This is a genomic window from Streptomyces sp. NPDC088732, from assembly GCF_044751205.1.
GTDB lineage: Bacteria > Actinomycetota > Actinomycetes > Streptomycetales > Streptomycetaceae > Actinacidiphila.
The window spans coordinates 56484-82495 of sequence record NZ_JBIVLI010000007.1 but is presented as its reverse complement, the minus strand read 5'-3'; the positions used below and the strand labels follow the sequence as shown (position 1 = coordinate 82495).

The 26012-nt window shown below is 72.5% G+C and carries 17 protein-coding genes; 7 read left to right on the top strand and 10 right to left on the bottom strand.

The genetic code is table 11. The features are described from left to right. Positions 1–11: 11 nt before the first annotated feature. The gene (locus ACIP9H_RS14435; protein ID WP_401580201.1) at positions 12–1262 is read right to left on the bottom strand and encodes an RNA-guided endonuclease InsQ/TnpB family protein; all 1251 of its coding nucleotides are present in this window, start codon (positions 1260–1262) and stop codon (positions 12–14) included. Between the two features lie 153 nt (positions 1263–1415). On the opposite strand from ACIP9H_RS14435, the gene ACIP9H_RS14430 reads away from it, so the two are divergent. Then, positions 1416–2762 carry an acetyl/propionyl/methylcrotonyl-CoA carboxylase subunit alpha gene (locus ACIP9H_RS14430; RefSeq protein ID WP_401959241.1) on the top strand — a complete coding sequence of 449 codons (1347 nt, stop codon included), beginning with the start codon at positions 1416–1418 and terminating at the stop codon, positions 2760–2762. Positions 2763–2769: 7 nt separating this feature from the next. Here the strand turns inward: ACIP9H_RS14430 and ACIP9H_RS14425 are convergent, their stop codons facing one another. Together ACIP9H_RS14425 and ACIP9H_RS14420 are read right to left on the bottom strand one after the other, a co-directional pair. Further along, positions 2770–3816, bottom strand: coding sequence for a methyltransferase (locus tag ACIP9H_RS14425; protein WP_401580197.1), 1047 nt, complete (start codon positions 3814–3816; stop codon positions 2770–2772). A gap of 2 nt (positions 3817–3818) precedes the next feature. Next, positions 3819–4880, bottom strand: coding sequence for a nitrous oxide reductase family maturation protein NosD (locus tag ACIP9H_RS14420; protein WP_401580195.1), 1062 nt, complete (start codon positions 4878–4880; stop codon positions 3819–3821). Between the two features lie 563 nt (positions 4881–5443). Here ACIP9H_RS14420 and ACIP9H_RS14415 point away from each other — a divergent pair. Continuing rightward, complete coding sequence (locus ACIP9H_RS14415; protein ID WP_401580193.1) at positions 5444–6001, top strand: sigma-70 family RNA polymerase sigma factor; 558 nt, start codon at positions 5444–5446, stop codon at positions 5999–6001. Next, positions 5998–6696, top strand: coding sequence for a zf-HC2 domain-containing protein (locus ACIP9H_RS14410; RefSeq protein ID WP_360909714.1), 699 nt, complete (start codon positions 5998–6000; stop codon positions 6694–6696). Before ACIP9H_RS14415 ends, ACIP9H_RS14410 begins: the two co-directional genes overlap by 4 nt. Positions 6697–6777: 81 nt before the next feature. Here ACIP9H_RS14410 and ACIP9H_RS14405 read toward each other — a convergent pair whose 3' ends face one another. Continuing rightward, on the bottom strand, positions 6778–7227 hold the full coding sequence (locus ACIP9H_RS14405; protein WP_401959238.1) for a MarR family winged helix-turn-helix transcriptional regulator: 450 nt from the start codon (positions 7225–7227) through the stop codon (positions 6778–6780). Between the two features lie 72 nt (positions 7228–7299). On the opposite strand from ACIP9H_RS14405, the gene ACIP9H_RS14400 reads away from it, so the two are divergent. Further along, positions 7300–8394, top strand: coding sequence for an ABC transporter permease (locus tag ACIP9H_RS14400; protein WP_401580189.1), 1095 nt, complete (start codon positions 7300–7302; stop codon positions 8392–8394). A gap of 79 nt (positions 8395–8473) precedes the next feature. Beyond that, entirely contained in the window at positions 8474–9244 is a 771-nt protein-coding gene (locus ACIP9H_RS14395; RefSeq protein WP_401580188.1) for a hypothetical protein, read from the top strand. Positions 9245–9251: 7 nt separating this feature from the next. Here the strand turns inward: ACIP9H_RS14395 and ACIP9H_RS14390 are convergent, their stop codons facing one another. The 3 genes from ACIP9H_RS14390 to ACIP9H_RS14380 all read right to left on the bottom strand — a co-directional run bounded on the left by ACIP9H_RS14390 (position 9252) and on the right by ACIP9H_RS14380 (position 13209). Further along, positions 9252–10256: a LacI family DNA-binding transcriptional regulator gene (locus tag ACIP9H_RS14390; RefSeq protein ID WP_401580186.1), complete on the bottom strand. Its 1005-nt coding sequence runs from the start codon at positions 10254–10256 to the stop codon at positions 9252–9254. Between the two features lie 129 nt (positions 10257–10385). Further along, on the bottom strand, positions 10386–11495 hold the full coding sequence (locus tag ACIP9H_RS14385; protein ID WP_401959236.1) for a hypothetical protein: 1110 nt from the start codon (positions 11493–11495) through the stop codon (positions 10386–10388). A gap of 73 nt (positions 11496–11568) precedes the next feature. After that, positions 11569–13209, bottom strand: a complete 1641-nt coding sequence (locus ACIP9H_RS14380) for a M48 family metalloprotease (protein WP_401959235.1) — start codon at positions 13207–13209, stop codon at positions 11569–11571. A gap of 510 nt (positions 13210–13719) precedes the next feature. On the opposite strand from ACIP9H_RS14380, the gene ACIP9H_RS14375 reads away from it, so the two are divergent. Next, positions 13720–20754, top strand: a complete 7035-nt coding sequence (locus tag ACIP9H_RS14375) for a glycoside hydrolase domain-containing protein (RefSeq protein WP_401959233.1) — start codon at positions 13720–13722, stop codon at positions 20752–20754. Between the two features lie 168 nt (positions 20755–20922). On the opposite strand, the gene ACIP9H_RS14370 is transcribed toward ACIP9H_RS14375, so the two are convergent. Genes ACIP9H_RS14370 through ACIP9H_RS14360 form a run of 3 tightly spaced genes read right to left on the bottom strand, consistent with a single transcriptional unit; the run spans position 20923 to position 24859 of the window. After that, positions 20923–21717, bottom strand: a complete 795-nt coding sequence (locus ACIP9H_RS14370) for a ferritin-like domain-containing protein (protein ID WP_401580179.1) — start codon at positions 21715–21717, stop codon at positions 20923–20925. Next, positions 21717–24032 (bottom strand): SDR family oxidoreductase, encoded by a 2316-nt coding sequence (locus ACIP9H_RS14365; protein ID WP_401959405.1) that lies wholly within the window; start codon positions 24030–24032, stop codon positions 21717–21719. The genes ACIP9H_RS14370 and ACIP9H_RS14365 overlap by 1 nt, the downstream gene beginning before the upstream one ends. Continuing rightward, positions 24032–24859 carry a hypothetical protein gene (locus ACIP9H_RS14360; protein WP_401580173.1) on the bottom strand — a complete coding sequence of 276 codons (828 nt, stop codon included), beginning with the start codon at positions 24857–24859 and terminating at the stop codon, positions 24032–24034. Before ACIP9H_RS14360 ends, ACIP9H_RS14365 begins: the two co-directional genes overlap by 1 nt. Positions 24860–25200: 341 nt before the next feature. On the opposite strand from ACIP9H_RS14360, the gene ACIP9H_RS14355 reads away from it, so the two are divergent. Next, entirely contained in the window at positions 25201–25992 is a 792-nt protein-coding gene (locus ACIP9H_RS14355; RefSeq protein WP_401959230.1) for an SDR family NAD(P)-dependent oxidoreductase, read from the top strand. Positions 25993–26012 lie beyond the last annotated feature (20 nt).

The window sequence follows — 26012 nt, the reverse complement described above, 5'->3', positions numbered from 1 at the left end:
TCCTCCCCGCCCTAAAACTGAAGGGCGGGGATTCCTGGCTCACGTGGGCTGGGGACCAGCGGTCCGTCAGCGCTTACACGATCGGCACCAGCCGGGTTGAGACCAGCCCGGACCAGCATCACGCGGGCGGAGTTCTTGTCCCTGGACGAGACGGCTCCGCACGGGGTGCAGGTGTAGGTACGTTCCGAAAGAGGAAGTGCGTGCTTGGTTCTCGCTCCGCACTGCGCGCAGTCCATGGTGGTGTGCGCGGGATGCACCAGGCGGACGTCCCGCCCGTGCTTGCGGCCCATCTCGACCAGAGCCGCCTTCGTGGCCCCGATCGCGGCGTCCGCCGCCTTACGGGCCATGCTGGACTTCGCCAGGAACTTCGGCTGGAAGTCCTCGACCGCGATGACGTCGTGGTCACGGACGACCTGCTTGGCCCACTTGCGGCCCGTGTCCTGCCGCTGCCGGGCGATCTTCTTCGACACCTTCGCCGCGGCCCGGCGAGCCCTGCGGTAGCCGGCGGTGTCCGGCGTGTTCTTCGGGGTGCGGCGGCGGGCCATCATCTTCTGGTAGCGGGCGAGCTTCGCCGCGGCACTCTTGCCGTGCTGGGCGTGGGGCAGGTCGTGGAGGTCGCTGGTCGTCGTGGCGGTTTCGCGGACGCCCCAGTCGATACCGATCACCGCTCCCGTCGGAGGCAGCGGCTCAAGGGCAGTGGTCACGACGAAACTGGCGTACCAGTGGCCGAGGCTGTCCCGGTGGACGCGTACCGACGTGGGGTCGGCGGGCAGGGCGCGGGACCAGACCACCGTCAGGGCAATGTCCCCGGCCAGGTGCAGGCGCCCGTCCTTGAGCCGAAACCCGCGCCGGGTGTAGTTCAGCGTCGGGGCGGCCTCGCGTTTGCGTTTGATGCGGGGCATCCCGGCCCGCTGTCGCATCGGCAGCCGCGCCGTGATGTCCTTCAACGCCTTGGCGCGGGCCTTGCCGAAGTCCCGGATGGTCTGCTGCTGCGGCACCGAGCTGCCGTCCCGCAGCCACGCCATCGACCGCCGGGCCTGGGTCAGCATTTTGTCCAGTTGTGCGGGGCCGCAGGTGGTCTTCTGCCCGGTGGTCCGGTTCAGGGCGTGGATCTTGCGGGACACGGCCACGCACTCGTTCCACACCCACCGGCACCGCGCCCACTCCGCCTCCAGACCGGCGCGCGCGGTGGACGACACCCGCAGCCGGAAGGCGTACCGGGCATACCCGGCCCCCTCCTCGACCGTCGCTGTCGCCGTCATGCCCTGGAAGCTAACAGCATCCACTGACAACGAAAGAGAGTGCAGGTCAGAACAGATGCGCAAACTACTCCGCCGCTTCGCGGCTGCGGCCCGAGGCCCCATTCCTCCCCGGCCTGAAGGCCGGGGCCTCCTGGGAGAAATCAGGTGAACGCCATGTTCTCCACCGTACTGGTGGCCAACCGCGGCGAGGTCGCGCTGCGGGTCGCCCGCGCCTGCCGCGAACTCGGCCTGCGGACCGTCGCGGTGTACTCCACCGCGGACCGGGACTCGGCCGTCGTCCGCTTCGCCGACGAGGCCGTGCACATCGGGCCGCCCCCCGCGCGGTCCAGCTACCTCGACATCCCCGCGGTCATCGAGGCCGCGCGCCGCACCGGCGCCCAGGCCGTCCACCCCGGCTACGGCTTCCTGTCCGAGGACCCGGACTTCGCGGAGGTCTGCGAGGCCAACGGGCTGACCTTCATCGGCCCCTCGCCGCAGGTGCTCGCGCGGCTCGGCGACAAGGCCGCCTGCCGCGCCCTGATGGCCGAGGCGGGCCTGCCCGTGCTGCCCGGCAGCCCCGGGCCGCTGGACGGTCCGGCCGAGGCGAAGGAGGCCGCGCAGCAGGCCGGTTACCCGGTGATCCTCAAGGCCGTCGCGGGCGGCGGCGGGCGCGGCATGGCCGTCGTCGCCGAACCGGACCTTCTGCTGGACGCCTTCCGCGAGACCAGGGCGCACGCCCGCGCCGTCTTCGGCGACGACCGGCTCTACCTGGAGCGGTACATCGACGGCGCCCGCCACGTCGAGGTGCAGGTCGTGTGCGACCGGCACGGCGCGGTGGTGCACCTGGGCGAACGCGACTGCTCCGTGCAGCGCCACCACCAGAAACTCGTCGAGGAGACCCCCGCCCCCGACCTGCCGGCCCGGCTGCGCGGCGCCATGTGCGACGCCGCCGTGCGCGGCGCGATGGCGGTGGGCTACGAGGGCGTCGGCACCTTCGAGTTCGTCCTGACCCCGGAGCGCGACTTCTACCTGCTGGAGGTCAACTGCCGCCTCCAGGTGGAGCACCCGGTCACCGAGATGGTCACCGGCGTCGACCTGGTGCGCGAGCAGCTGCTGATCGCCGCGGGACACCCGTTGACGCTCCGTCAGGAAGACATCGTGCCGCGCGGGGTGGCCGTGGAGTGCCGTGTCAACGCCGAGGACCCGGCGCGCGGCTTCGCCCCCACCCCCGGGCTGCTCACCGAGTTCGTGCCGCCCGGCGGCCCCTTCGTCCGGGTGGACACGCACGCCTACCCGGGCTGGCGGATCGGCCCGGACTACGACTCGCTGCTGGCCAAGGCCGTCGTCTGGGCACCGGACCGGGAACGGGCGCTGGCCCGCATGGACCGCGTCCTGGAGGAACTGCGCGTCCGCGGCGAGGGCGTGTGCACCACGGCGGGCTTCCTGCGCGCGGTGCTGGCCCGCCCGGAGTTCCGGGCGGGCCGTCACACCACGTCGCTGGTCGGGGAGATGACCGGCTGAGCCGGGTTCACCCCCGGCCGATGGTGCTGTGGATGGCGTGCAGGAACGGGTTGACCGGGGTGACCTCGCCGACGGCGAGGCCCGCCTCGGTCATCAGCCCGGTCAGGCTGTCGCGGGTGTGCTTCTGCCCGCCGACGTTCATCAGCAGCATCAGGTCCATCGCGGTGGTGAACCGCATGGACGTCGTGTCGTCCACCAGGTTCTCGATGACGACCACCCGGGCACCGGGGTGGCCCGCGGCCACGACGTTGCGCAGCGTGCGGCGGGTGCTCTCGTCGTCCCACTCCAGGATGTTTTTGATGATGTACATGTCGGCGGTCACCGGGATCTCCACCCGGCAGTCGCCCGGCAGCAGCCGCGCACGGGAGGCGAGTTCGCCGCCCTGGCGCAGCCGCGGGTCGGCGCCCGCGACGACCTTGGGCAGGTCGAGCAGGGAGCCCTGCACCTCGGGGTGCTTCTCCAGCAGCGCGGCCAGCACGTGGCCCTGGCCGCCGCCGATGTCGGCGACCGAGGAGATCCCCGTCAGGTCCAGCAGATCGGCGATGTCCTGCGCGGACTGGCGGCTGGAGTGCGTCATCGCCCGGTCGAAGACCTTGGCGCTGTCCTGCGCGTCGTCGTGCAGGTAGTCGAAGAACTCCTTGCCGTAGATGTCGGGGAAGATGTTGCGGCCGTGCCGCACGGCCTCGTCGAGCCGCGGCCATGCCTCCCACGTCCACGGCTCGGTGCACCACAGGGCGATGTAGTGCAGGCTGTTGGGGGTGTCCTTGCGCAGCATCCGCGACATGTCGGTGTGCGCGAAGCGGCCGTCGGACCGCTCCTCGAACACTCCGTAGGAGGACAGCGCGCGCATCAGCCGGCGCAGCGGGCGCGGCTCCGCGCCCACGACGGCCGCGAGCTCCTCGCTGGTCGCCGGCTGGTCGCCGAGCGCGTCGGCGACACCGAGCCGGGCCGCGGCCCGGACGGCGGCGGCGCAGGCCGCGCCGAAGACGAGCTCGCGCAGGCGCATCGCGCCCTGTGCGGGGGAGGCGGTGGGGGTGGTCTCGGTCAGACTCATCGTCAGCACAGGCCCTTCGGCTGGGAGACGCGGCAGGTGCTGCCGCTGAACACGTTGTCCTTGCCCTGGTCCTCGGCGGCCAGGTCGGCGGGGCTGTTGCCCATGGCGGTGTTGTCGCGTACGGAGTTGCCGGTGTTGGGGGCGCCCACCACGCTGCGGAAGAGCACGATGCCGCCGGACATCGGCGAGGTCCCGATGTTCTCCACGACCCTGTTGTGGAGCACCTGGGTCTGCTCGGCGCCGGTCAGCACGATGCCGGCGCCCTGGATGAAGGGCAGCCGGGCGGTGGCCGGGCAGTACTTGTTGTTGGCCGCCACCAGGTTGCGGGAGACGGTGAGCGACCCGGCCCGCGGCACGCCCTCGTCGCCGACGACGAAGACGCCGCCGCAGTTGGCGGTGATGTCGTTGTACTCGACGTCCACGGTCCGCACCCGGCGCAGCACGAGGCCGATCCGGTTGCCGGACAGCTCGTTGTCGGCGATCAGGGTGTGCTTGGTGTCCAGGGCCCCGCCCTCGGCGTCCACCGCGTTGGCCAGGAAGATCCCCGACTCGCCGTTGTTCTCCGCGACGTTGTCGCGGAACACGGCACGCACCGACCGCTGCTGGCTGATGCCCTGCTGCCCGTTGGCGCGCGCGACGACCCGGGTCACGTCCATGCGGTCGGTCCAGGTGGCGTCGACCCCGTTCTTCCGGAACCCGGAGACCGTCAGCGACCGCAACCGCACATAGGTCAGCGGGCTCTGCTCCGTACCGGTGACGCAGATCCCGTGACCGGCCGCGGCGCAGGCGTTCTCCGTCCCCTTGTCGCTCGGGGTGATCACGGTCTCGCGTCCGGCGCCCAGCAGGGTCAGCCGGGGCTTGGTGATGTTGACGCTGCCCGGGTAGGTCCCGGGCGCGATCTCGATGACGTCGCCCGGGTGGGCGCGGTCGACCGCCGCCTGGATGGACTCCCCGGGCCGCACCAGGAGCGGTGCGTCCGCGGCCTCGACCCCGGGGACGTTGCACAGCCCCACGACGGCCGCGGCCGTGGCGGCCGCGGCCGCGAGGGACCGACGAAGTGTCATGACTGCCGCACCTGCCTTCCTGGCGGCCTCCGCAGCCACCCGGAAAAGTACGTTATGAGCTGTTATGACCTCCTGCCACTCCGTCAGGCCATCAGGGGCCCACAGCAACGGCCCCTGAGCACACCCCCCACCGGGAATCAGGCGCGCACCAACGTCCGCCTGAGCACGGTGCCCTCTCCACCCACCCACCGGGGATCAGGCGCGAGAGCTCACGGAGGGGCGGGGTCGTAGGGGTGGCGTTCTGGACTGTGGAGCATATTTGGGTGCACGACCGGGAGCGATCAATGGCAAGCACCTGAGGCACCTAAATGTGCTGTCCGGAATGGCAGCCCCGGAGGCCCCGAACCCGGCCCACCCCGCACGCGCGTCGGGGCGCCCAGACCTTGCCGGGATGGGGGCACCCCCGGCCGAAGGTTGGGGGAGGGCGGGAGGGCGGGGAAAAAACCCGGTACAAGGGGCGCAGCCCCACATGTGGCCAGGGTCACCTGAACCCCCCGCCCTCCCCGTCTCGTGTCCGCGCTGAGGGATCTGCGACACGGATCGGGAGAGGACGGAGTGAGTGGATGGCGGCATTGTGGTCGCGCACTCGTCAGAGCAAGGGCACGAGTGACGAGGCGCTCATACGGGCGCTCTACGAGGAACACGGCAAAGCCCTGCTCGCGTATGCGACCCGGCTCACCGGCGATCGCGCCGCGGCCGAGGACGTCGTCCAGGAGACCCTGATCCGCGCGTGGCGGCACCCGGACGCGCTGGTCAACGGGAAGGGTTCGGTGCGGGGCTGGCTGCTGACGGTGGCCCGCAACATCATCACGGACCGGTACCGGGCCAAGGCCGCCCGGCCGCAGGAGGTGGCCGAGTCCCCGGCCACGCCGCCCGTCGAGCGCGACCACGCCGACGCCGTGGTCGACTCCATGGTCGTGATGGAGGCCCTTGAGCGCCTCTCGCCGGACCACCGGGACGTGCTGTACCAGATCTACTTCCGGGGGCAGAGCGTCGCCGAGGCGGCGGAGACCCTCGGGATACCGCCGGGAACGGTCAAGTCCCGGTCCCACTACGCCCTCAAGGCGCTGCGGGAGTTCTACACCAAGAAGCCGGTCGCGCTGCGGGAGGTGGCGGCATGAGCACGGAAGAGCAGCACGACGGCGGGACGCTCACCGCCTACGTCCTCGGCGCACTCGACGCCGAGGAGGTGCGTGCCGTAGAGGAGCACATCGCCACCTGCGGCCGCTGCCGGGCCGAAGTCGACGAGCTCCGCGAGATGGAGCGCGCACTCGGTGAGGTCCCGCCGGAGATCTTCCTGGACGGCCCGCCGGAGGACGGCGCCCTGCTGCTGCAGCGCACGCTGCGGGAGGTGCGCTCAGAGCGCACGGGGGTGCAGCGGCGCCGGTGGACCGCGGCCGGAGCCGCGGCGGCCGCCGCGGCGGCGGTCCTGATCCTCGGCGGTGTCGTGATCGGGCAGAACGCCGGTACGGCCGACGTCGCCGGGCCTCCGGGGGCCAGCGCGCAGCCCGGCGCCAAGGTCGCGTCGGCCACCGACCCGGCCACCAAGGCCCGGATGACCGTTCGGGTCACCCCGGCCAGTGCCTGGGTCCGGCTCAACGCGTCGGTCAGCGGGATCCCGGCGGGGGAGCGCTGCCGGCTGGTGGTGGTCGGCAAGGACGGCCACCGGGAGGTCGCGGGCAGTTGGGTCGTCCCCAAGGCCGGCGAGGAGCACGGTGTGAGCCTCGACGGTTCGGCCGCGGTGGCCGCGGACGACATCTCCGAGGTCGTCGTCGAGAACGCGGCCGGCAAGGAGTACGTGACCGCCAGGGTCTGATCCCCCGCCCGGACCGCCGCCCGCCCGTCCCGTTGGTCACCGGGACGGGCGGGCGGCGGGCATTGCGCGACAGCGCACAGCTCACGGGTGCGGCAGCGCGTGCGGGTTCATCGAGCGCAGCATGCGGCGAAGATCCGCCTTGAGCTGCGCCCCCTCGTCCTCCGTGAAGGGGGCCAGCGCCTCCTGCTCGCACGGCTGCAGCGCCTCGGTGGCCTGTCCGGCCAGGGTCTCGCCGGCCGGGGTGACGCTGATCTCGATGATCCGCCCGTGCGTCGGATGCGCGTGCCGTCCGACGAGCCCCCGGTCGGCCAGGCCTTGCACCGCGACCCCCATGGACTGCGCGGTCACTCCGCAGCGGCGCGCGAGTTCGGCGCCCGACAGGGGTCCCTCCATGGTCAGCCGGACCAGGGCGCTGTACTGCGTCTGCGTCAGGCCGAACGGGCGCAGGGCCTGCTCCAGCAGCTGCACGTACGCCTGCGAGAGCTGCCAGATCAGATAGCCGACGCGCTCACCCGGGTCGCCGACGGGCATACCGGACCGTCCTTCCACGTTGTTGTCTGTTAACTTATATCAGTCAGCTTATATTCTTGGAGGAAGGCCGCCGTGTCCGACACCGCCTTCATGCGCGACGCTCACCCCCTGGCGGAGGAGGGCGCCCCGCAGCAACGCCACCGGCACCGGCACGTTCCCGGACCGCAGACCGACGCTCCGCCCGCCCGCCCCGGGATGACCGGCGCGCACGCGGTGATCAAGCCCGTCCTCACGGTACTGGTCATCGGTCTCGCCTTCGTCAGCGTGTTCCTCGCCGCCTTCCACACCCCCACCGCGCACCGGCTGCCGGTCGCGGTGGCCGCCTCGGACCACTCGGCGGCGCTGTTCGACGTACGGCTCCAGCGCATCGCGCCCGAGGCGTTCCAGATCGACCGCTACCCCGACGAGGCGTCCGCCCGGCGGGCCGTCGAACACCGGCAGGCGTACGCGGCGTACCTCTCGGACGGGGGCAAGCCCCGGGTGCTCTACGCCGGGGCCAACGGGCCGGCGGTCTCCGCGCTGGTGGCCCCGCTGGCGGCGGTGCCGCACGGCGACGGGAGGAAGATCCCGGTGGTCGACATCCTGCCGCTGTCGAGCGGCGACAGCAGGGGGCTGTCGGTCTTCTACGCCTCGTTCGGGCTGGTCCTGGCCGGCTTCCTGTTCGGGCAGATGACCTACCAGGTCGCGCCGCGGCTCTCGTTCGGCCAGCGCATCCTCAGCCTCGCGCTGTTCGCCGTCCTCGGCGGCCTGGCCACCGCGCTGATCGCGTGCACCGCCTTCGACGCGATCCCGGGCTCCTTCCTGGGCATCATGGGGATCATCACGCTCATGGCCGGCGCCGTCGCCGCGGCCACCGTCATGCTGATCCGGATCTTCGGCGCGGTCGGCGTCCTCCTCGGCTCCATCTTCATGCTCGTCATGGGCAACGCCACCAGCGGCGGCGTCCTCCCGCCGGGCTTCCTCCCGGGCTGGCTGGAACCGCTCGCCTCCGTGATGCCGGCCGGGGTCGGCGTCCGCGCGCTCGACGGGCTCGCGTACTTCCACCACGACGGCCTCACCCGCGGGATCGTGATCCTCCTCGCGTGGATCGCCGTCTGCGTCGGGGCGGTGTACCTGCTCGACCGCATCGCGGCCTCGACGGGCATCGTGCACGCGGCGCACCGCTGACGGCCTGCTCCCTGCGGCGTACGCGGCCGGCCTCCGGACGGAGGACGACCGGCCGCGACCCGCCCGGCAGGCTGGGGCCATGGCGACCACCACCCTCGGCGCGAGAACCGCCTCGCGCGCCCTCCTCCCGGCCGAGCGCGTGGCGTACGCGACCGGCGCGCTCCTGGTCCTGTCGGGCCTGTTCCACCTGGCCGTCCAGGCCGTCGACGGGGGCCCCTGGAACGGGCCAGTGTCCTGGCGCAAGCCGTTCACCTTCGGCGTCTCCTTCGGGCTGACCCTGATCGCGGTCGCCTGGGTCACCTCGTACCTGCGGACCGGGGAGCGCCGACGGGCGGTCCTGCTCGCGGTGTTCACGGCCGACTGCGTCGTCGAGGTCGCGGGCATCACGCTCCAGGCCTGGCGGCGGGTGCCCTCGCACCTCGACATGGAGACCGGCTTCGACACCGCGGTCTCCATGACGCTGGCGGTCGGCGGCGGCGTCCTGGTCGTCGTGCTGGGTGCCTTCGCCGTCACGGCCTTCCGGCGGCGTCCCGACGGGCCCGCGGGCATGGCCCTCGCCCTGCGCGCGGGTTTCGCGATCCTGCTGGTGGGCCTCGCCTCCGGTGCCGCGATGATCGCCCGCGGTGTGTACCTCACCCGTACCGGCCACCAGGAGGCCGCCTACCACTCCACGGCGGCGCTGAAGCCCCTGCACGCCGTGAGCCTGCACGCCGTGCTCGTCCTGCCCGCGCTGGCCCGGCTGCTGTCGCGCACCGGGTGGAGCGAGGCGGCCCGGACCCGGCTGGTGCTGCTGGCGACCGCCGTCTACGGAGCGGCGGTGGTCTGCGCCGGAGTGCTCGCGATCACCTGACGTATCGTCAGGCAGAGTCGCGCAGCAGCAATTCGGCCCGGACGACGAGCTCCTCGGCGTCCAGCGGCTCGCTGCCCGACAGCAGCCGGGCGGCCTGGTCGATGGCGAGCGCGCCCAGCCGCCGGGTGTCCAGGGCGAGGCTGGACAGCGCGGGCTCGACGAGCGTGCCGAGCTGAAGGCCGTCGAAGCCGATCACGGCGAAGTCGCCCGGGACCTCGCGGCCCGTGCGGCGTGCTTCGCGCAGCGCGCCCATGGCGATGATGTCGTTGAAGGTGAGGACCGCGGTCACGTCGGGGTGGCGGCCGAGCAGCGCCCGCAGCGCCGCGGCACCGCCCTCGGCGGACTGCGCGGCGCCGGTCACCGCGTCCGCGCCGAGCCCGTGGGCCGCCGCCGCGGCCTCGAACCACGCGCGGCGGACGCTGGGTTCGGCGCGGCCGTCGTGGTCGAGCATGCCGATGCGGCGGTGGCCCCCGGCGACCAGGTGCGCGACCGCGGCGTGGAAGCCGGCCTCGCCGTCGACCCGGATCGAGCTGAACCGCGCGGTGTGGTGCTCACGGCCTATGAGCACCACCGGCATGCCCCGGGTGAAGTGCTCGATCTCGCTCTCCGGGCTGTTGAAGTAGCCCACGACCGCGTCCACTTGGGAGCAGATCACCTGGAGCGTGCCCAGCTCCTCCGTGGCGCGGTCGCCGGTGTCGTACACCACGACGTGCCAGCCGCGGGCGCGTGCGGCCTCCAGCGCGGCGGCGGCGACCTCGGTGAAGAACGGGTTGAGCAGGTCGGGGATCACCAGCCCGATGGTGGTGGTGTCCTGCCGGACCAGACCGCGGGCGAACCGGCTGGGCCGGTAGCCCAGTTCGCGCGCGGCGTCGAGCACGCGCTGCTTGGTCAGGCCGTCGATCTCGTCCTTGTCGTTCAGCGCCCGCGACACGGTCTGCCGCGACACCCCGGCGGACCGGGCGACGTCATGGATCGTGATCCTCCGCGGCTCCGTCCCCGACGACGACACCATCGCGTACCTCCCACTGCCCACGGGCGCCGATCCGCCCGAGGGGCCGAGTATGCCCCCGCGGGGCACGACGGCGCGAGACCGGGCCCGGCCATGCGCCGGCGGAAGGCCCGCGGTCCGCCCCTGCCCCCGTCAGGCCGTGCCCGCCACCGCCTGCGCCACCGCGTCGCGGACCTGGCAGTAATAGGCCGCCGGACCCGGGCGGTAACGCCACGGCAGGGCATGGACATAACCGTCGACCAGCCTGAACTGCTCCAGGGCCGCCTCGTTCCGGTCCTGGAGGTGCAGGTAGAAGGCGAGCAGATGGCGCAGTTCGGCCAGGCGCGGGTGCGCCGGGTCGGCAGCGGCCACGTCCACGAGGGCCGCTTCGACCCGGGCCCGCATCTCGGGCGTGTTGTCGGCGGCGACGTCCTCCGACTCGTCGTGCTCGAAATGCGCGATGAGCGGCAGCGCCGTCAGCAGGCTCCCCACGGGGGCGTCCTTGGCCACCCGCTCGGCGAACTCGGACGCCAGCCGCTCCGAACCCCGCCACTTCGCGCACCAGTACTGCAGGGCCGAGAAGGCCGCCTCGTAGTGGTGCGGGGCCCGGGCGGTGATCTCCTCCCACAGCCTGTCCATCTCGGCGTTGGGGTAGCCGAGCCCGAGCGCGATCCAGATCTCCGTGATGTACGGCGTCGGATCGTCGGGGTTCAGGGCGGCGGCGCGCTCCGTCTCCGCGCGGGCGCTCCCCAGCATCCGGTGGAAGCGGTCGAACTGCTCCCGCGTCGTGTACTGGCTCCGCTTCGCCCCCCGCAGCTTCCAGGCGAGGACGACCGTGCTGCGCGCCCGGACCACGGCCGCGTCCGGGTCGTCGGCCCGCTCGGACTCCCAGGCCAGCAGCCACTCGTCGTCCTCGGCGGCCTTCTCGGCGAGCAGGTACGCGATCGCGGACCTGCGCTCCCAGTCCCGGCCGACGGCGCGCAGCAGACCGGCGGCGGGCCGCCAGTCCCCGTCGCGCACGGCCGTGAGGGCGGCGGACCACTCCTCGGGCAGGGCCGCCGCGTACTCGGTGTTCTGCCGCTCGACGGGCAGCAGCCCCAGCCCCCGTGCCGTCTCCGCGGCCTTCGCGGCCTCCGCGGTCTGGGTCTCCTCGTCGTCGGGGCTCCACGAGAAGAACGTCTTGAGGAACACCACGGCCAGCCATGCCCCGAAGAGCACCGTGGGAACGGCCAGGGCCACCAGGATCCAGAGCAGGACGGTCATGAGGAGCGCGATTCCGTTCGTGGGAAGGACTGCGGGGGGCGGAAAGCCGGATGCCGGGTGGAACGGGCGCCGCTCACGCCGGCGCCGGCAGCTCCGGGGCGATCAGCGCCCGCAGCGGACCGGTGTCGGGGTGGTCGGCGAGCGCGGCGGCGACGGCGGCGTCCAGCGCCGCCTCGGGACCGTCCCCCGTCGCCTGTGCGGCGAGCGAGCCGGGCAGCCGGGCCGCGGCGGGACGGGACCAGGAGAACTCCCACCGGAGCAGCGAGCGGGCACTGAACTCGGCCAGCACCATCGTCCTCAACCCGTCGGTCAGCGACGGCCGGACGAACGCGCGGAACGCACGGCCCTTCGCCGCCGCGGCCTCCTCGGACATCGGCAGTCGCTCGGCGAGCCGCCACAGCCTGTTGTCGTCGATCACGTCCAGCAGCGCGGGCAGCGTCGCGGGACTCCCCGTGTACTGGGCCAGCGCACGGTGCAGCGGGGTGTGCGCCGACGACAGCGCGTCGGCCATGGCGGCGTCCAGCAGTTCCGGCCACCCCGCGGCGCGTTCGAAGGCCAGGATCTCGGTCCTCAGGACCGCGTCCTCCAGCGCGGCCCAGGTGCGCGCGGGGTCGGTGAGCACCGCCGGTGACGTGCCGTGCCCGCCCGCGGCGCCGCGGCCGTCCGCGGGCAGCGCCTCGATCCGGCGCACCCGCTCGGCGATCGGCGGGTGCGAGTCGTCCGGCGAGACGGGTGCCGACGGGAGCTGCGCGCGCAACGCCGCCAGGTTGTCCGCACGGGCCGCGAGCAGCTCGGCGAAGCCGCCGAAGAACGCGCCGCGCGGCGGCAGCAGTCGTACCGGCAGCCCCAAGGTGGCGTAGGAGTCCAGGTAGAACTCGTAGGAGGCGGCGACGGCCGGGATCTCGCGCAGCGCCGAGGCGGTCGCGTCGCGGCCGGCGACGCGGGCGGCGGCGAGGTCCGCCGCGAACTCCTGGGAGCGGGCGGTGGACTGGGAGGCCCGCAGGCAGAGCCTTCCGTACCAGGTGAAGATGGCGGCCAGCATCCGGTGGAGCAGGCCGGTGCCCCGGGTGTCGACCGGACCGGCCTTCTTGCCCTTGGCGACCCGCTTGGCCGCGGCCTGCTCCTGGCGGGCGCGTTCGGCGGCGACCTTGCTGTCCGCGCGGGCGTGGAACTGCTCCACGACGCGGCCGATCTGTACCCGGCCCCGCACCACGAGCGCCGACAGCCGGGTGTCGCCGCCGGCGAAGTGGCCGTACTCGTGGACCAGCACGGCCCGCAACTGCGCCTCGGTCAGGCCGATGAGCAGCGGTACGCCGAGATCGAGACGGCGCGGACCGGGGATCAGGCCGAGCAGGCGAGGCCGCTCGCTCACCGCCGCGTTGACGTCGTCGGTGAGCAGGATGCGGTCCGGGACGCGGGTGCCGCTCGCGTGCGCGAGCTCCCGCACGAGCGCCCACAGCCGGGGCTCGTCCTGCTCCGTCGCCTCGATGCCGGGCGGATCCTCGCCTCTGGGCGAGCGCAGCATGGACATCCCGCGTACCAGGGGGACGGCGAGCAGCGCGGAGACGGCCACGATCTTCACGGCCAGCAGGCCGTGCACCTCCGTGAGCAGGAGGGCATCGAGGCCGATCAGCAGGGCGAGCAGGACGACGCTCAGCAGATAGAAGCCGCAGAGCAGGATGAGGGCGCGCAGCGCGCGCAGGGTCATACCCATCGGCAGGTTCCCCACAGGGCACGGAGACAGGACATGGCGGACACCCCGGGACGGACGCCGCCGGGTGAGCGCGTGTGGGGGAGCCGGGGAGGGCCCTCGGCAAAGCGCAGGCAAAGCCGGGGCACACGGAGTATGCCGCACCGCAGGTCAGCAAGGCAATCCTGGTGCCGAGGGGGCCGGGGTGCCGGATGAGGGCGTATCAGGCGGGTCGGTGCGGCTACCCTCTGACGCATCGTCGGCCGGGTTCTTCGGCGGGGGACGGGACCTGACGGCCGCCCGGCGCGGCGGCGTTGCCTGCGCGGCGCCCGGTACGCACGGACTGTACGCATTCCCTTTGCCCGCCGTACGCCTTCCCCGTGTCTGATGGCGGGCGGTCGTGAACGCGGCGGGTCGCTCCCGTGCGTCCACTGCCGTCTCGCTCTGGGTTGCACGCCCGGTATTCGGGTCGACAACGTTGTCTTCTGAATAAGGCCGGACCGAGCGTGCGTATTGCGACGCTGGAGAGGTTACGTGCCCATCAGATCCCATCCCCCCTTGCCCCGGGTGTCCCTTCCGGGGACCGCCCGCCGAGGCCGCCGGCCATTGCGCGCGGCGGTCGCCGCGCTGCTCTCCGGGGCGCTCGGCCTCGCCGCCCTGGCGGGTGCCGGTGCGGCCGCCGCGAACACGTCCCCGGGGTCCACGGGTTCCTCGGGGATCCCCGCCGGCAAGGACTACGCCGCGCTCGTCGACCCGTTCGTGTCGACCGCGGGTGACGACGGCAACGACCTGCCGGGCGCCGAGGCGCCGCACAGTCTGGCCAAGGTCAACCCGCTGACCACGCCGAACCGCAACCACACCGGGTACGACTACAACGAGGACCACATCGCCGGTTTCACCGCGACGAACCTCGACGGTGTCGGCGGCTCGGGCGGCGGCGGCGACCTGCTCGTCGTCCCGACCTCCGTGCAGTACGACAGCCGCCCCGCCGCCGGTACGTACGCCCACGCGTACAGCCACGACGACGAGAGCGCGGCGCCCGGCTCCTACCAGGTGGGCCTCGGGGCCATCTCCGGAACCGCCTCGTCGGTGCAGCAGGACCCCGGCACCATCAAGGCCGAGATGACGGCGACGACGCGCACGGCGCTGGAGCGGTACAGCTTCCCCGCCGGGTCGAACCCGGAGCTGGTCCTCGACCTCGCGAACAACTACACCAGCCGCACCCGTTCGACGATGAAGGCGACGACGCTCCCCGACGGGACCACCTCGATCGCCGGCCTCATCGCGGGCTCGTTCAACGGCGCCTCGTACAAGCTGTACTACAACGCCACCACGAACGTCCCCGTGACCTCCCTGAAGAGCTGGGGCAACGACGGCAAGCTGAGCGACGCGACCACGCAGGACGGGACCGACACCGGCGCCGTCCTCGGGTTCGACAAGGCCGCCGGCGGCAACATCGAACTGCGCATCACGCTGTCGCCGATCAGCGCCGAACAGGCCGCCGTCGACCAGCACAACGAGGTGGGCGGTCTCACCTTCGACCAGGCCCGCGCGCGGACCAAGGCGGAGTGGAACAGCGCGCTCGGCGCCGTCGACGTGCGCGCCACGGCGAAGTCCGACCCCGCGTCGACGCTCACCAAGGAGTTCTACACGCACCTGTACCGCATGTACGCGGCTCCGGTGAACGCCACCAGCACCAGCGGCACGTACCGCGGCGCCGACGGCGCGGTGCACCAGGCCAACGGCTTCACGTACTACGACGGCTGGTCCACCTGGGACGACTTCCGCAAGTACTCCGTCGAGGCGTACATCGACCCGGCCACCTACCGGGACATGATCCAGTCGCTGGTCGAGCTCTTCGCCGACCAGCGCGCCTCCGGCAAGAGCCTCGGCAGCCTGACCCACTCGGTCCCGACCGTGCGCTGGGAGCGCTCGGCCGTGCTGGTCGCCGACGCGCTGTCGAAGGGCTACAAGAACTTCGACCGGCTGGACGAGGCGTACCCGGCGCTGCTGTCGTACAGCGGCTACTACACGGGGGCGCAGCTGCGGCAGGGATACGTCACCGGTGACCCCGGTACGACGGTCCAGCGCGGCTACGACCAGTGGGCGCTGTCCGTCATCGCCGACGCGCTCGGCAAGACGGACGACGCGAAGAAGCTGCGCGCCCAGTCGACCATGGCGATCGACAACCTCGTGAAGTCCGGCGCCTGGACGGCGGCCGACGGCACCAAGGTCGGTCTGCTCACGCCGCGCGCCGCGAACGGCGACTGGCAGAGCGCCGACTACGAGAAGTTCGAGGCGGCCGGCCTCTACCAGGGCACGCTCTGGCAGTACCACTGGTACGACGCGTACGACATGGGCGGCCTCATCGAGGCCATGGGCGGCCCGAAGGCCGGCAAGGCCGCGGTCGAGCACATGTTCGGCGAGGACTCGACCGTCGATGACGGCTCGACCATGCTGCACTCCAACGCCAACGAGATCGACCTCCAGGCCCCGTACCTCTTCAACTACGTCGGCGAGCCGAGCCTGACGCAGAAGTGGGTCCGCGCCATCTACACCGGCGCCACCTGGAACCGCTACATCGCGACCGGCTCCACGAACGAGGCCCCCAGCTCCGGCGGCGAGTTCCGCCCGCCGGTCAAGACCCAGGTCTACAAGCTGTCCCCGAACGGCTTCCTGCCGACCATGGACAACGACGCCGGCACCATGTCGACGATGTTCGTCGGCGCCGCGCTCGGCCTGTTCCCGGTGACCGCGGGCTCCAGCCAGTTCCAGATCGGCAGCCCGTTCTTCGACTCCACGACGATCAGCTACGCCAACGGCGCGAAGTTCACGGTGAAGGCCGACGGCGTCTCGCCGAGCAGCTACTACGTGCAGAACGCCACCCTCAACGGCAAGCGGTTCGACAACACGTGGCTGGACTACTCCCAGATCATCTCCGGCGGAACGCTGGACCTGACCATGGGTTCCAAGCCCTCCCAGTGGGGCGCCAAGACCAAGCCCGCGTACTCGCTGAACACCGACGGGGGCGACACCGGTGACGGCGGCACCGGCGGGGTGAAGGGCGACACTGTCGTCTCGGCCCGCCCGGGCACCGTCGCCACCACCGCGGACGGCACCCTCGACGGCAGCGTCAAGCTCACGCTGGACGGACCGGCGGAGTTCGACGCCCGCAAGGGGACGAGCCTCACCACGACCGGCGCGGCGAGCGTGACCGGCCTGCCGGCCGGCGTCACGGCGGACCTCCGCGTCAGCGACAAGCGGACGGCGACGCTGTCGCTCACCGGTGCCACGAAGGCCGACGCGCGCGTCGGCATCACCTTCCGCGACGCGGCGTTCGCCCACGGCGTGCGGGCCTCGACGGTGACCGGCACCGGGGTCTCCCCGACCGACCCGCTGCTCGTCTCCGCGGCCGCGGTGCACCGCAAGGCGCTCGCCGCACTCGTGGACCAGGCGTCCCTGGTGCGCAGCGGCAACTACTCCGACGGCTCCTGGAACCTGTTCCGTTCGGCCCTGGAGCGCGCGCGGACCGTCCTCGCGGACACCGCCTCCGGGACGGGCACGATCACGGCCGCGTCCGACGGGCTGCGGTCCGCGATCGACGGGCTCGTCATCGACGAGGGCGGCTACGCCGTCCTCCAGGCCGAGGCCCCCGACCAGATGCAGGGCCCGAGCCTGGTGAAGGAGGCGTACTACTCGGACGGCGACCTCGGCGGCGTCACCGAGGGCGCCTGGGAGCGTTACAGCAAGCTGGACTTCGGCGGGGTCGCCCCGCGCAGCATCGCGGTCCGCTACGCCAACTCGCAGCCGACGAACGCGAAGCCGAGCAGCGTGGACATCCACGCCGGCACGGCCGACGGCCCCGTCGTCGCGACGGCCTCGCTCCCCGGGACCGGCGGCTGGCAGTTCTACACCACGGTGCAGGTGGCCGTCACCGACCCGGAGGCGCTGCTGGCGGCGAAGAGCGCGACGTTCGTCTTCCACGCCCCCGCCGGTCAGCAGTGGGTGTCGAACTTCGACTGGTACCAGTTCTCGCCCAACCCGGTCTCCTCCACGCCCTCGACGGTCCTCGCCACGCTGACCGCGGCGAACAGCACCTCGACCGGTGACGGTTCGCTGCCGCTCAAGCTGTCGGGCGGCATTTTCGAGAACGTGACGAACGGCGCCTGGGCCCAGTGGACGGGCACCAACCTCCGCGACGGCGCCGACACCGTCAGTGTCAGCTACGACAAGCCCCAGTCGCGGGCGGCGTCCGACTCGCACATCGAGCTGCACCTCGGCTCGAAGGACGGCCCGAAGACCGTCACCGTCCCGCTCGACTACACCGGATCGGGCTGGGGCACCGTCGCCACCACGACCGTGCAGCTCGACCCGAAGGTCTTCACCGGCGTCCAGGACGTGTACGCGGTCTTCGTGTCCAGCACGCAGACCAGTGCCCAGCCCTACGTCGGCAACGTCTACTCGCTGGCCCTGTCGCGCAACGCCGACGCCCCCGTGGGCTTCGACGCCACCGCGTGGCGCGCCAACAGCGGCGGCGGCCTCAAGAGCGAGCCGGTCGGCTGGACCGGCGCGGGGTCGGCCACCGACCTCGGCGGCACCTACAACGGCGCCTGGCTGAACTACGGGGACATCGACTTCGGCAGCTCGCCGAAGTCCACCGTCACCCTCACCTACGTCAACAACTCCGCCCGCTGCGGCACCGGCTCCGCCGCCCAGCTCTACCTGGACTCCTTCGACGCGGCCAACCCCGGCACGCCGTACGCGACCGTGTCGCTGCCGGTGACGGGAAGCGCGTGGTCGTCCGGTGGGACGACGAGCCTGACCCTGCCGAAGGCGATCACCGGCACGCACACCGTCTACCTGCGGCTGACGACCACCCCGGACTCCTCGCACCCGTACGTGGCGAACCTGGGCCGGATCACCTTCAGCCACGTCGACACGCCCGCCGTCACCGACAAGACCGCCCTGCGCAAGGCGATCGACCAGTTCGCGGGGCTCTCCGCGGACGCGGCGCGCTACGACACGGTCGACTTCGGTGTGTTCCTGCGGGAACTCGCCGCCGCCCGCGCCCTCGTGGACGCCGACGGCGCGACGCAGCTCGAGGTCGACGGACAGACGCGCAGCCTCACCCTCGCCGCGGGTCAGCTGGTCCCGCTGCCGAGGCTGAAGCTGGAGAACCTGGTCACGACCGCGTCGGCCCTGGACAACACCCGCTACACGGACGCGTCGTGGAAGGCGTTCACCGACGCGCTCGCCGCGGCGAAGGCCGCGGTCGCGGACGGCACGTCCACGGACCAGGCCCTCACGGCCCGGTACGACGCCCTGAGCCGCGCGATCTCCGCGCTCACCACCAAGCCCAGGACGGTGCCGGCCGCGCCCGGTGCCGTGTCGGCGACCTCGTCCGGCACGAGCGTGACGGTCGCCTGGTCCGCACCCGAGGACGACGGCGGCTCCCCGGTCACCGGGTACCGCGTCACCCTCAACGACGGCCACGAGGTGCAGATCGACGATCCGGCCGCCCGGAGCACGACCTTCACCTGGCTGCGGTCCGGCCGGTCCTACTCGGCCCGCGTCCAGGCGGTGAACACCTTCGGCGCCTCGCGCCCGAGTGCCGCCACGGCACCCGTGGTGGCCGACGGCGGCAAGCCGCAGCGGCCCGCCGTGACCGGCGTGCTCACCGACGGCAAGCAGGTCCGGGTGACCTGGCGGGCGGCCGGCGACGGCGGATTCCCGGTCATCGGCTACACCGTGGCCCTCGGTGACGGCACCACGGCGCACCTGCCCGCCACGGCGGACACGGCGCTGCTCACCACCAAGGACACGGCGAAGGCGCACACGGCCACCGTCACCGCGGTCACCCTGGCCGGCACCTCCGACGAGGCGGACGCGTCCGCCGCGACGGGTGCGACCGCCGGCGCGGACGCCACCGACCCGGCGTACGAGCCCTCGCCCTTCCCGGACGAGACGCTCAAGGCGAACTACGCCTCGGACACCTGGCCCGGGACCGGCGACGGGAGCGACTACTTCTACGGTCTCCTCAACGGCATCAACGACCTGGACTCCGGCATCCTCGCCGCCAACACCAAGGTGCCGGCAGGCGCCGCGCTCACCGCGGAGAACGACCGGATCGCCGTGCGCATCAACAACGCGGCGACGCAGAAGGAGGTGGACCGGGCCGAGGTCGACGCGACGAACAGCTCCACCGTCACCATGGCCGACGGCCTCGGGTCCCGGCTCGGGCAGATCTACCTCGACGCCCTGAACGGCGGCCGGCTGCCCAAGACCGGCGCGCTGTTCGGCCGCGTCACGCAGGGCCTCGACAAGGGCGGAGCGGCCAAGGACCACTTCGGCTACCAGCGTCCGTACGTGCGGCTCGGGTTCGTCGGCGACGGCGGCAAGATCTACGAGTCGCAGGACGGCTCGTACGGCAGCCTCACCACCAGCGGCTCGTACCCCAGCGGCCACACCTACGGCGGCTACGAGGCCGGGACGATCCTGGCCACGCTGCTGCCGGAACTGGCGCCGTCGATCCTGGCGCGCACCTCGGAGTACGGGGACAACCGCATCGTCCTCGGGTTCCACTACCCGCTCGACGTCATGGGCGGCCGCATCGCCGGACAGGCCACCGTGGCCCACCGGTGGGCCGACCCCGAGTTCGCGGACCTGCTGATGCAGGCCCACACCGAGATGGAGAACGTGCTGCTGGCGCAGTGCGAGAAGGAGGGGTACGGCGACACGCTCGCGGCCTGCGCGGGCGACCCCTACGCCGGTCTGAGCAGCGCGCAGGACGTCGACCTGTACACGCAGCGCCTGACCTACGGGTTCCCCCAGGTGGGCAAGGCCGGGCAGAGCCTCAAGGCGCCGTCCGACGCGGCGGCCCTGCTGGTCACCGCCTTCCCGAACCTGACCGCCGCGCAGCGCACGCAGATCGTCGAGCAGACCGCGACGGACTCGGGCTACCCGCTCGACCTCACCGCGGACGGCCAGGCGAGCTGGCAGCGGATCAACCTGGCGGCGGCGATGACGGCCCGCGTGGTCGTGCGCGCCGACGGGTCGGTCAAGGTGACGAACTACTCGGACGCCACCAGGGCCTCCGATGCCGGCGCCACGGCGATCACCGTCGGGGGCACCGCGATCGACGGGTTCGACCCGGAGGTCTCCACGTACGTCGTGGACTGGCCGAAGGACAAGAAGATCCCGTCCGTCACCGCCGTGCCGGCCCAGTCCGGCGCGCGGGTGAAGGTCACCGAGGGCAGCAGGATCCTCTCGGGCGGAAAGCGGTTCACCACCCGCACCATCACGGTGACCTCGGCCAACGGTGAGGTCACCCGGACCTGGACGGTCGGGTTCCAGCCCACCGACCGCGACCACCGGCCCGTTCCGGCCGGCGGCAACGGCAACTGCGACGACGGGGACTCCGGCCACTGGCCCTCCTCCGGCCCGTGGGGCCACGAGGGAGGCCACGGGGCGGACTTCCTCGGCGGCACCGGGTTCTGGACGCAGGGGACGCAGTGGGCGGAGCCCATGTGGATCCCGGGGGAGACCCCGGCGGAGCAGAGCACGACCTGACCGCCGGACCGGCCGCGGCCCCACGGGACCGCGGCCGGATCCCCGCTCCCGCACAGGCGCACCGCCACCACTGAGCCGGCCCCTCCGGGTGAACACCGCTGTTCACCCGGAGGGGCCGTTCCCGTGCCGGGCGCCGGGCGCCGGGCGCCGGGCCGTCCGGTACCGGCGTCAGGCGGGGATGCCGCGCTCGTCCATGGCGTCCTCGACGATGCGCAGCCCGTCCATGCCCGGCAGCTTCGCGATGTGCGCGTCGATCTCGCGGACGAGCCTGCGGCCCTCGGCGCCCGCGAACAGATGGGTCATGACGTACGTGACCTCGTCCTCGGACATGACGCCCGAGCCGACCGGGCCCCAGGCCCTCTCCAGCGCGAACCGGGCGAACACCCGGGCCTTCCTGCTCGCCGCGAGCCGTCTCCGCGCCTGGGACGCGTAGAACGCGACGTGCTTGGTCTCCTGCTGCGCGATCCGCTTCAGCAGCGTCACCAGCACCGGATGGGTCTCCAGCGCGGCCAGCCGCTGGTACGCCGCGGTCGCCGACCACTCGTTGGCCGCGCCCCACGCCATGTGGACGGCGACGAAGTCGTGGCCGACGAGGCGGCTCATCGCCGTCTGCTTCACCGTCCCCAGGCGGTCCTTCCAGCCGAGCTTCAGCCGGGTCGCCCTGAGCGCGTCGAAGTCGACCCGGATCCCGTGGCGTTCGAGCACGGCCGCGAGTGCCTCGCCGTGCCAGAACTCCTCGCGGTTCCACATCGTCATGAACGTGCCCACCGCGGGCTCGTTGTGGGACGGGGTCGTCAGCAGGTCGCGCATGTAGCAGACCGTGTGGTACTCGATGTCGCACATGTACCGCAGCGTGCGCAGCGTCCCCTCGGGCAGCGGGTCGCGCTCGAACGCGTCGAAGTCGAGGTCGGCCCATCGCACCGCCGCGGAGTTCTGCGCGTACTTGTCGATGTCGAAAGCCATCAGTCGCCCTTCTCGTCGGTGCCCGCCGGCGTCGCCGGCCCGGCAGCGGTGATCTCGCCGAGTACGCCCGGACCGCCGCGCTTCCAGCGGTGGATGCCCCAGTGCCGCCGGTGCGACTCGCGCGCCAGTCCGGCGTCGGGGTTGATCGCCGAGGGCCTGCCCAGCAGCGACAGCCACGCCAGGTCGCAGTGGCTGTCGCCGTAGCCGTAGGAGGCGGCGAGGTCGTAGCCGCCCTCCTCGGCGTAGCGCCGCAGCCACGCGGCCCGCGCCTCGTCGACGAGCGGGGGCCTGTCGAGCCAGCCGGTGAGCACACCGTCCTTGGTGTGCATCGTGCTCCCGACGACCTCGTCGAACAGCCCGGCGAGCGGCGCGGCCAGCAGGCCGATGGAACCGGTGACCAGGACGGTGCGGTGCCCTGCCGCGCGGTGCTCGCGGATGCGCTCCAGGGCGTCCGCGCTCGTGTGCCGGAGCACGGCCGCGGCGTAGCCGCGCCGGGTGACGACCTCTTCGAGACGGGCGAGCGGCATGCCGCGGTAGCGGCGCAGGAAGGCGCGGATGAACTCGCCGCGGTCGCGCCGCTCGGCGCGGAGGTAGCCGGGCAGCGAGGCGAGCAGGTCCACGACCTCCTTCGGCCAGGCCGCCTTGCGGAAGCCCGAGGTGCGCACCCAGAGGTACTGCTCGACGATATTGGAGTCGACCACGGTCCGTTCGAGGTCGAAGACGGCCAGCACGTCGGTGCGGTGCGGCAGTGCGGGTTTCGGGCGGGCGCCGGCCGGCCGGGCGGCCGCGGCCTTGCGGCGGCGGTGGACGGCCGTCAGCTCGCCGAGGGACGGGAGGTGCACCGTCTGCAGGTACTCCTCCCAGTCGATCCGCTCCACGTCGAAACCGCGGTCCTCGCGCACCTCGGCCGGCAGGGCGTGGTGCAGGGCACGCGCATTGCGGTCGTCGAAGACGATCTCGGTCCGCACGTAGGCGCGGTAGAGGTCGGTGAAGGTGCCGAGGGTGGCGATGCCGGAGCGCAGCTCGGCGTTCCGCGCGGCGAGGGTGCGTCTGCGCTCGTCGTTCGGCAGCAGCCGCAGACCGGCGTCCCACAGGGCGGCCTTCCGCCGGGCCAGCACGAGCCGCCGGTTGAAGGTGCGCTCGCCCGCGAACTTCCAGACCGGCACCGTGACGAAGCCGTCGTCCCCCGGGAGCGGGTGCCGCAGGTAGTACGCACGCACGTTGTCGTACATGCGGTGGAACGGCAGCGGATTCGACGCGCCCGAGGCGATGTGGAAGTACGCCGGCTCGTCGGCGGGGGCCGGGTTGGCCGCGGCGGCGAGGACGGCGTTGACGACGAAGTCGACGGGGATGACGTCGAGGATCGAGTCGGGCAGTCCCGGGAAGTCCGGCAACTGGCCGCGGCCGTAGGCGAAGATCAGCGGATCGGCGACCTTGAAGCCGTCGATCCAGCCGGGGAACGGATGCCTCAGGGCGCTCTCGATGATCGCGGGCCGGACCACGGACAGCCGGTGCCCGGCCTTGCCCCACAGGTCCTCCGCGGCCCGTTCGGCGAGCGCCTTCGTCAGGGTGTAGACATCCGTCCACCCCAGGCTCTGGGCGCGCCGCCGGCCCGCGTCGACGAGCTGCGAACGCACCCACGCGCGCCGGGCCTCCTCGCTCGCGCGGGCCGCCGCGATGGGGCCCTGCTTGCCGTGGCTGCCGCGGGCGCGGGACATGAACCGCTCCAGCCGCGCCGGTTCCCGCGAGGCGAGTTCGGTGCGCTCCTGGGCCCGGGTCGCGGAGCGCCACTCGGTGCGCCAGTCGACGTCGTGGTCGAGCCTGGCCTCGGGCACCACACCGCGGCGCAGTCCGCCGACGTAGCAGGTCGACACATGGACGACGTGCGGGTCCGCCCCGGAGGCGAGCAGCGCCTGGTAGAGGTTCACCGCCCCGTTGACGTTGGTGTCGAACGCCTCGTGGACGGGCGGGTCGAAGGAGACGACCGACGCCGAGTGGATCACCACGTCCAGGTCGGAGGGCAGTTCGGGAACGGCGGTCATGCTGCCGTCGAGCACGGTGATCCGCTCACGGACGGCGCGTTCGGCCTCCTCGGCGCCCACGGCCTCCCGCCAGCGCCGGAAGACGGGTTTGCGCAGCAGCTGCCGGAGCCGGTCCTGCCCGGTCTGCCTGCCCTTGCCGCGCACGAGCAGCGAGACGCGGGTGCCGGGGTGATCGGTGAGCAGCCGCTCCAGCACGGCCTGCCCGACGAAGCCGGTCGCGCCGGTGAGCAGGACGTGCGCGGTGCCCAGGTCGGTCTTCGCGGTGTGCGGCATCACGGAAGGAGCCTCGATTCCACGGTGGCTGCGACACCGGGACCGATGCCGGGGAGTGCGGCGACCAGCGCGCGGACCCGGGCCGCCTCGGCCCTTCCGCGCCGGCCGCCGAAGACTTTGCGTTCGAAGAAGTCGCGCTCGTGCGCGGAGCGGCCGGCCCAGCCCAGCGGCCAGGCGGAGTGCCGCAGGGCGCGGCGGGTGAGGCGCTGGGCGCGGACCGAGCGCCCGAGGCGCAGTTCGGCCTCCTCGGCGAGGAAGCCGATGTGGCGCCCCTTGATCTCCACCACGGGGTCGACGACCGCCGCCATGGCGGGGGACACCCGGGCCAGCCGCCGGTAGGCGGCGCCGGTGACCCATTCGTCCACCAGGCCCGTCGTCATGTGCTCGGCGACGATCTGCGTGCCGGTGACGCCCGCGACGAGGGAGCGGCGGAGCGGGCCGCGGTGCTCGCGGCGTTCGGTCAGGGACCACCGCGGCGGGCCCGCGCTCGACGGGAGGGCGCGGGCGGCGGGCGAGGAGTCCAGGACGGCGTCGAGGGCGTCGGCGATCCAGAACCGCTCGAACATCCAGGTCGTGAGGAACGCGGTGACTCGGGCGTCCTTGTGGGTCGCCGTCACCAGGAGGTCGCGGACGCGGTGCAGCGTGGCACGTTCCGTGTCCCGCAGCGCGCGGACGAGCCGGGCGGACGCGGTGTCGAGCGGCTCCCGGGCGAGCGCTTCGAGGTCGAGCGTTCCGCGGTGGCTGCCGTGTGCCGTGCGGGCGAACTCCCGCACGTCGAAGCCCGCTGTACCGGGTGGCGCGGTCGCCGCCTCGTCGTGTGAGTGCATGCGCGGGCTTTCTGGGGGTGGGGGGAATTCCTGCGGGGCACCGGAACGCGCGAAACGCCGCCGGGGGCCATTACCTGCGACCGGGCCAGGGGCCGATGTGTGACAGGCGGGGCGATTCCCGAGTTCGCGTGATCACGCCCGAAAACGGGTGTCACAGGATCGGCGCATGCCCGGTCGAAGGATGTGAGCCGGAAAACAGGGGTGTGCTGTGCCCGCTTTCCGGCCCGCCCGTCGGACGGCTCGGAAGACCGCTTCCGGATCACCGGCGTGAAAGCGCTTGCCATCTCATATCGCCGTTATGAACGGGGAGTTCGTATGCCGATCAGATGCCCTGTGAAACCATGTTGAGCGGCACGCGGGTCGCGCTCGTCACCGGTGCCACGTCGGGAATCGGCGCGGCGTTCGCACGCGCTCTGGCCGACCGCGGATGGGACTTCGTCTTGGTGGCGCGCGACCGCGAGCGGCTCGCCCGGACGGCGGCCGAACTCGAGTCCCGGGGCCGCGCCGTCGAGGTGCTGCGCGCCGACCTGTCCGACCGCGCCGACGTCCGGCGGGTCGCCGCCCGGCTGGCGGACCCCGCCCGTCCGGTGGACATGCTGGTCAACAACGCCGGCTTTGGCGTGCACGCATTGATGACCTCGGCCGACACCGTGCCGCACGACCAAGCGATCGAGGTCATGGGGCGCGCGGTCATGGTGCTCGGCGGCGCCGCCGGGCGGGCCATGCGCGAGCGCGGCCGCGGCGCGATCATCAATGTGTCGAGCACGGCCGGCTTCGTCACGATGGGCAGCTATTCGGCCGTCAAGGGCTTTGTGACCCTGCTCACCGAGGGCCTGGCGAACGAACTGCGCGGCACGGGCGTCACCGTGACGGCGCTTTGTCCGGGCTGGGTCCGTACCGAATTCCACACCAGGGCCGGAATCCGCTCGTCGGGCATTCCCGACTTCCTCTGGCTCGACGCCGACCGGCTCGTGGCGGCGAGCCTGCGCGACGTACGGCGCGGACGGGTCATTTCCATACCGAGTTTCCGGTACCGGCTGCTCATCTGGGGCACGCGCCATCTTCCGCGCCGCTCGGTGCGATGGATCTCGCGGCGGATCTCGTCCAGCCGCAACGACACTCCCACTCCCTGAAAGAAGCAGTGCGGGCGAGC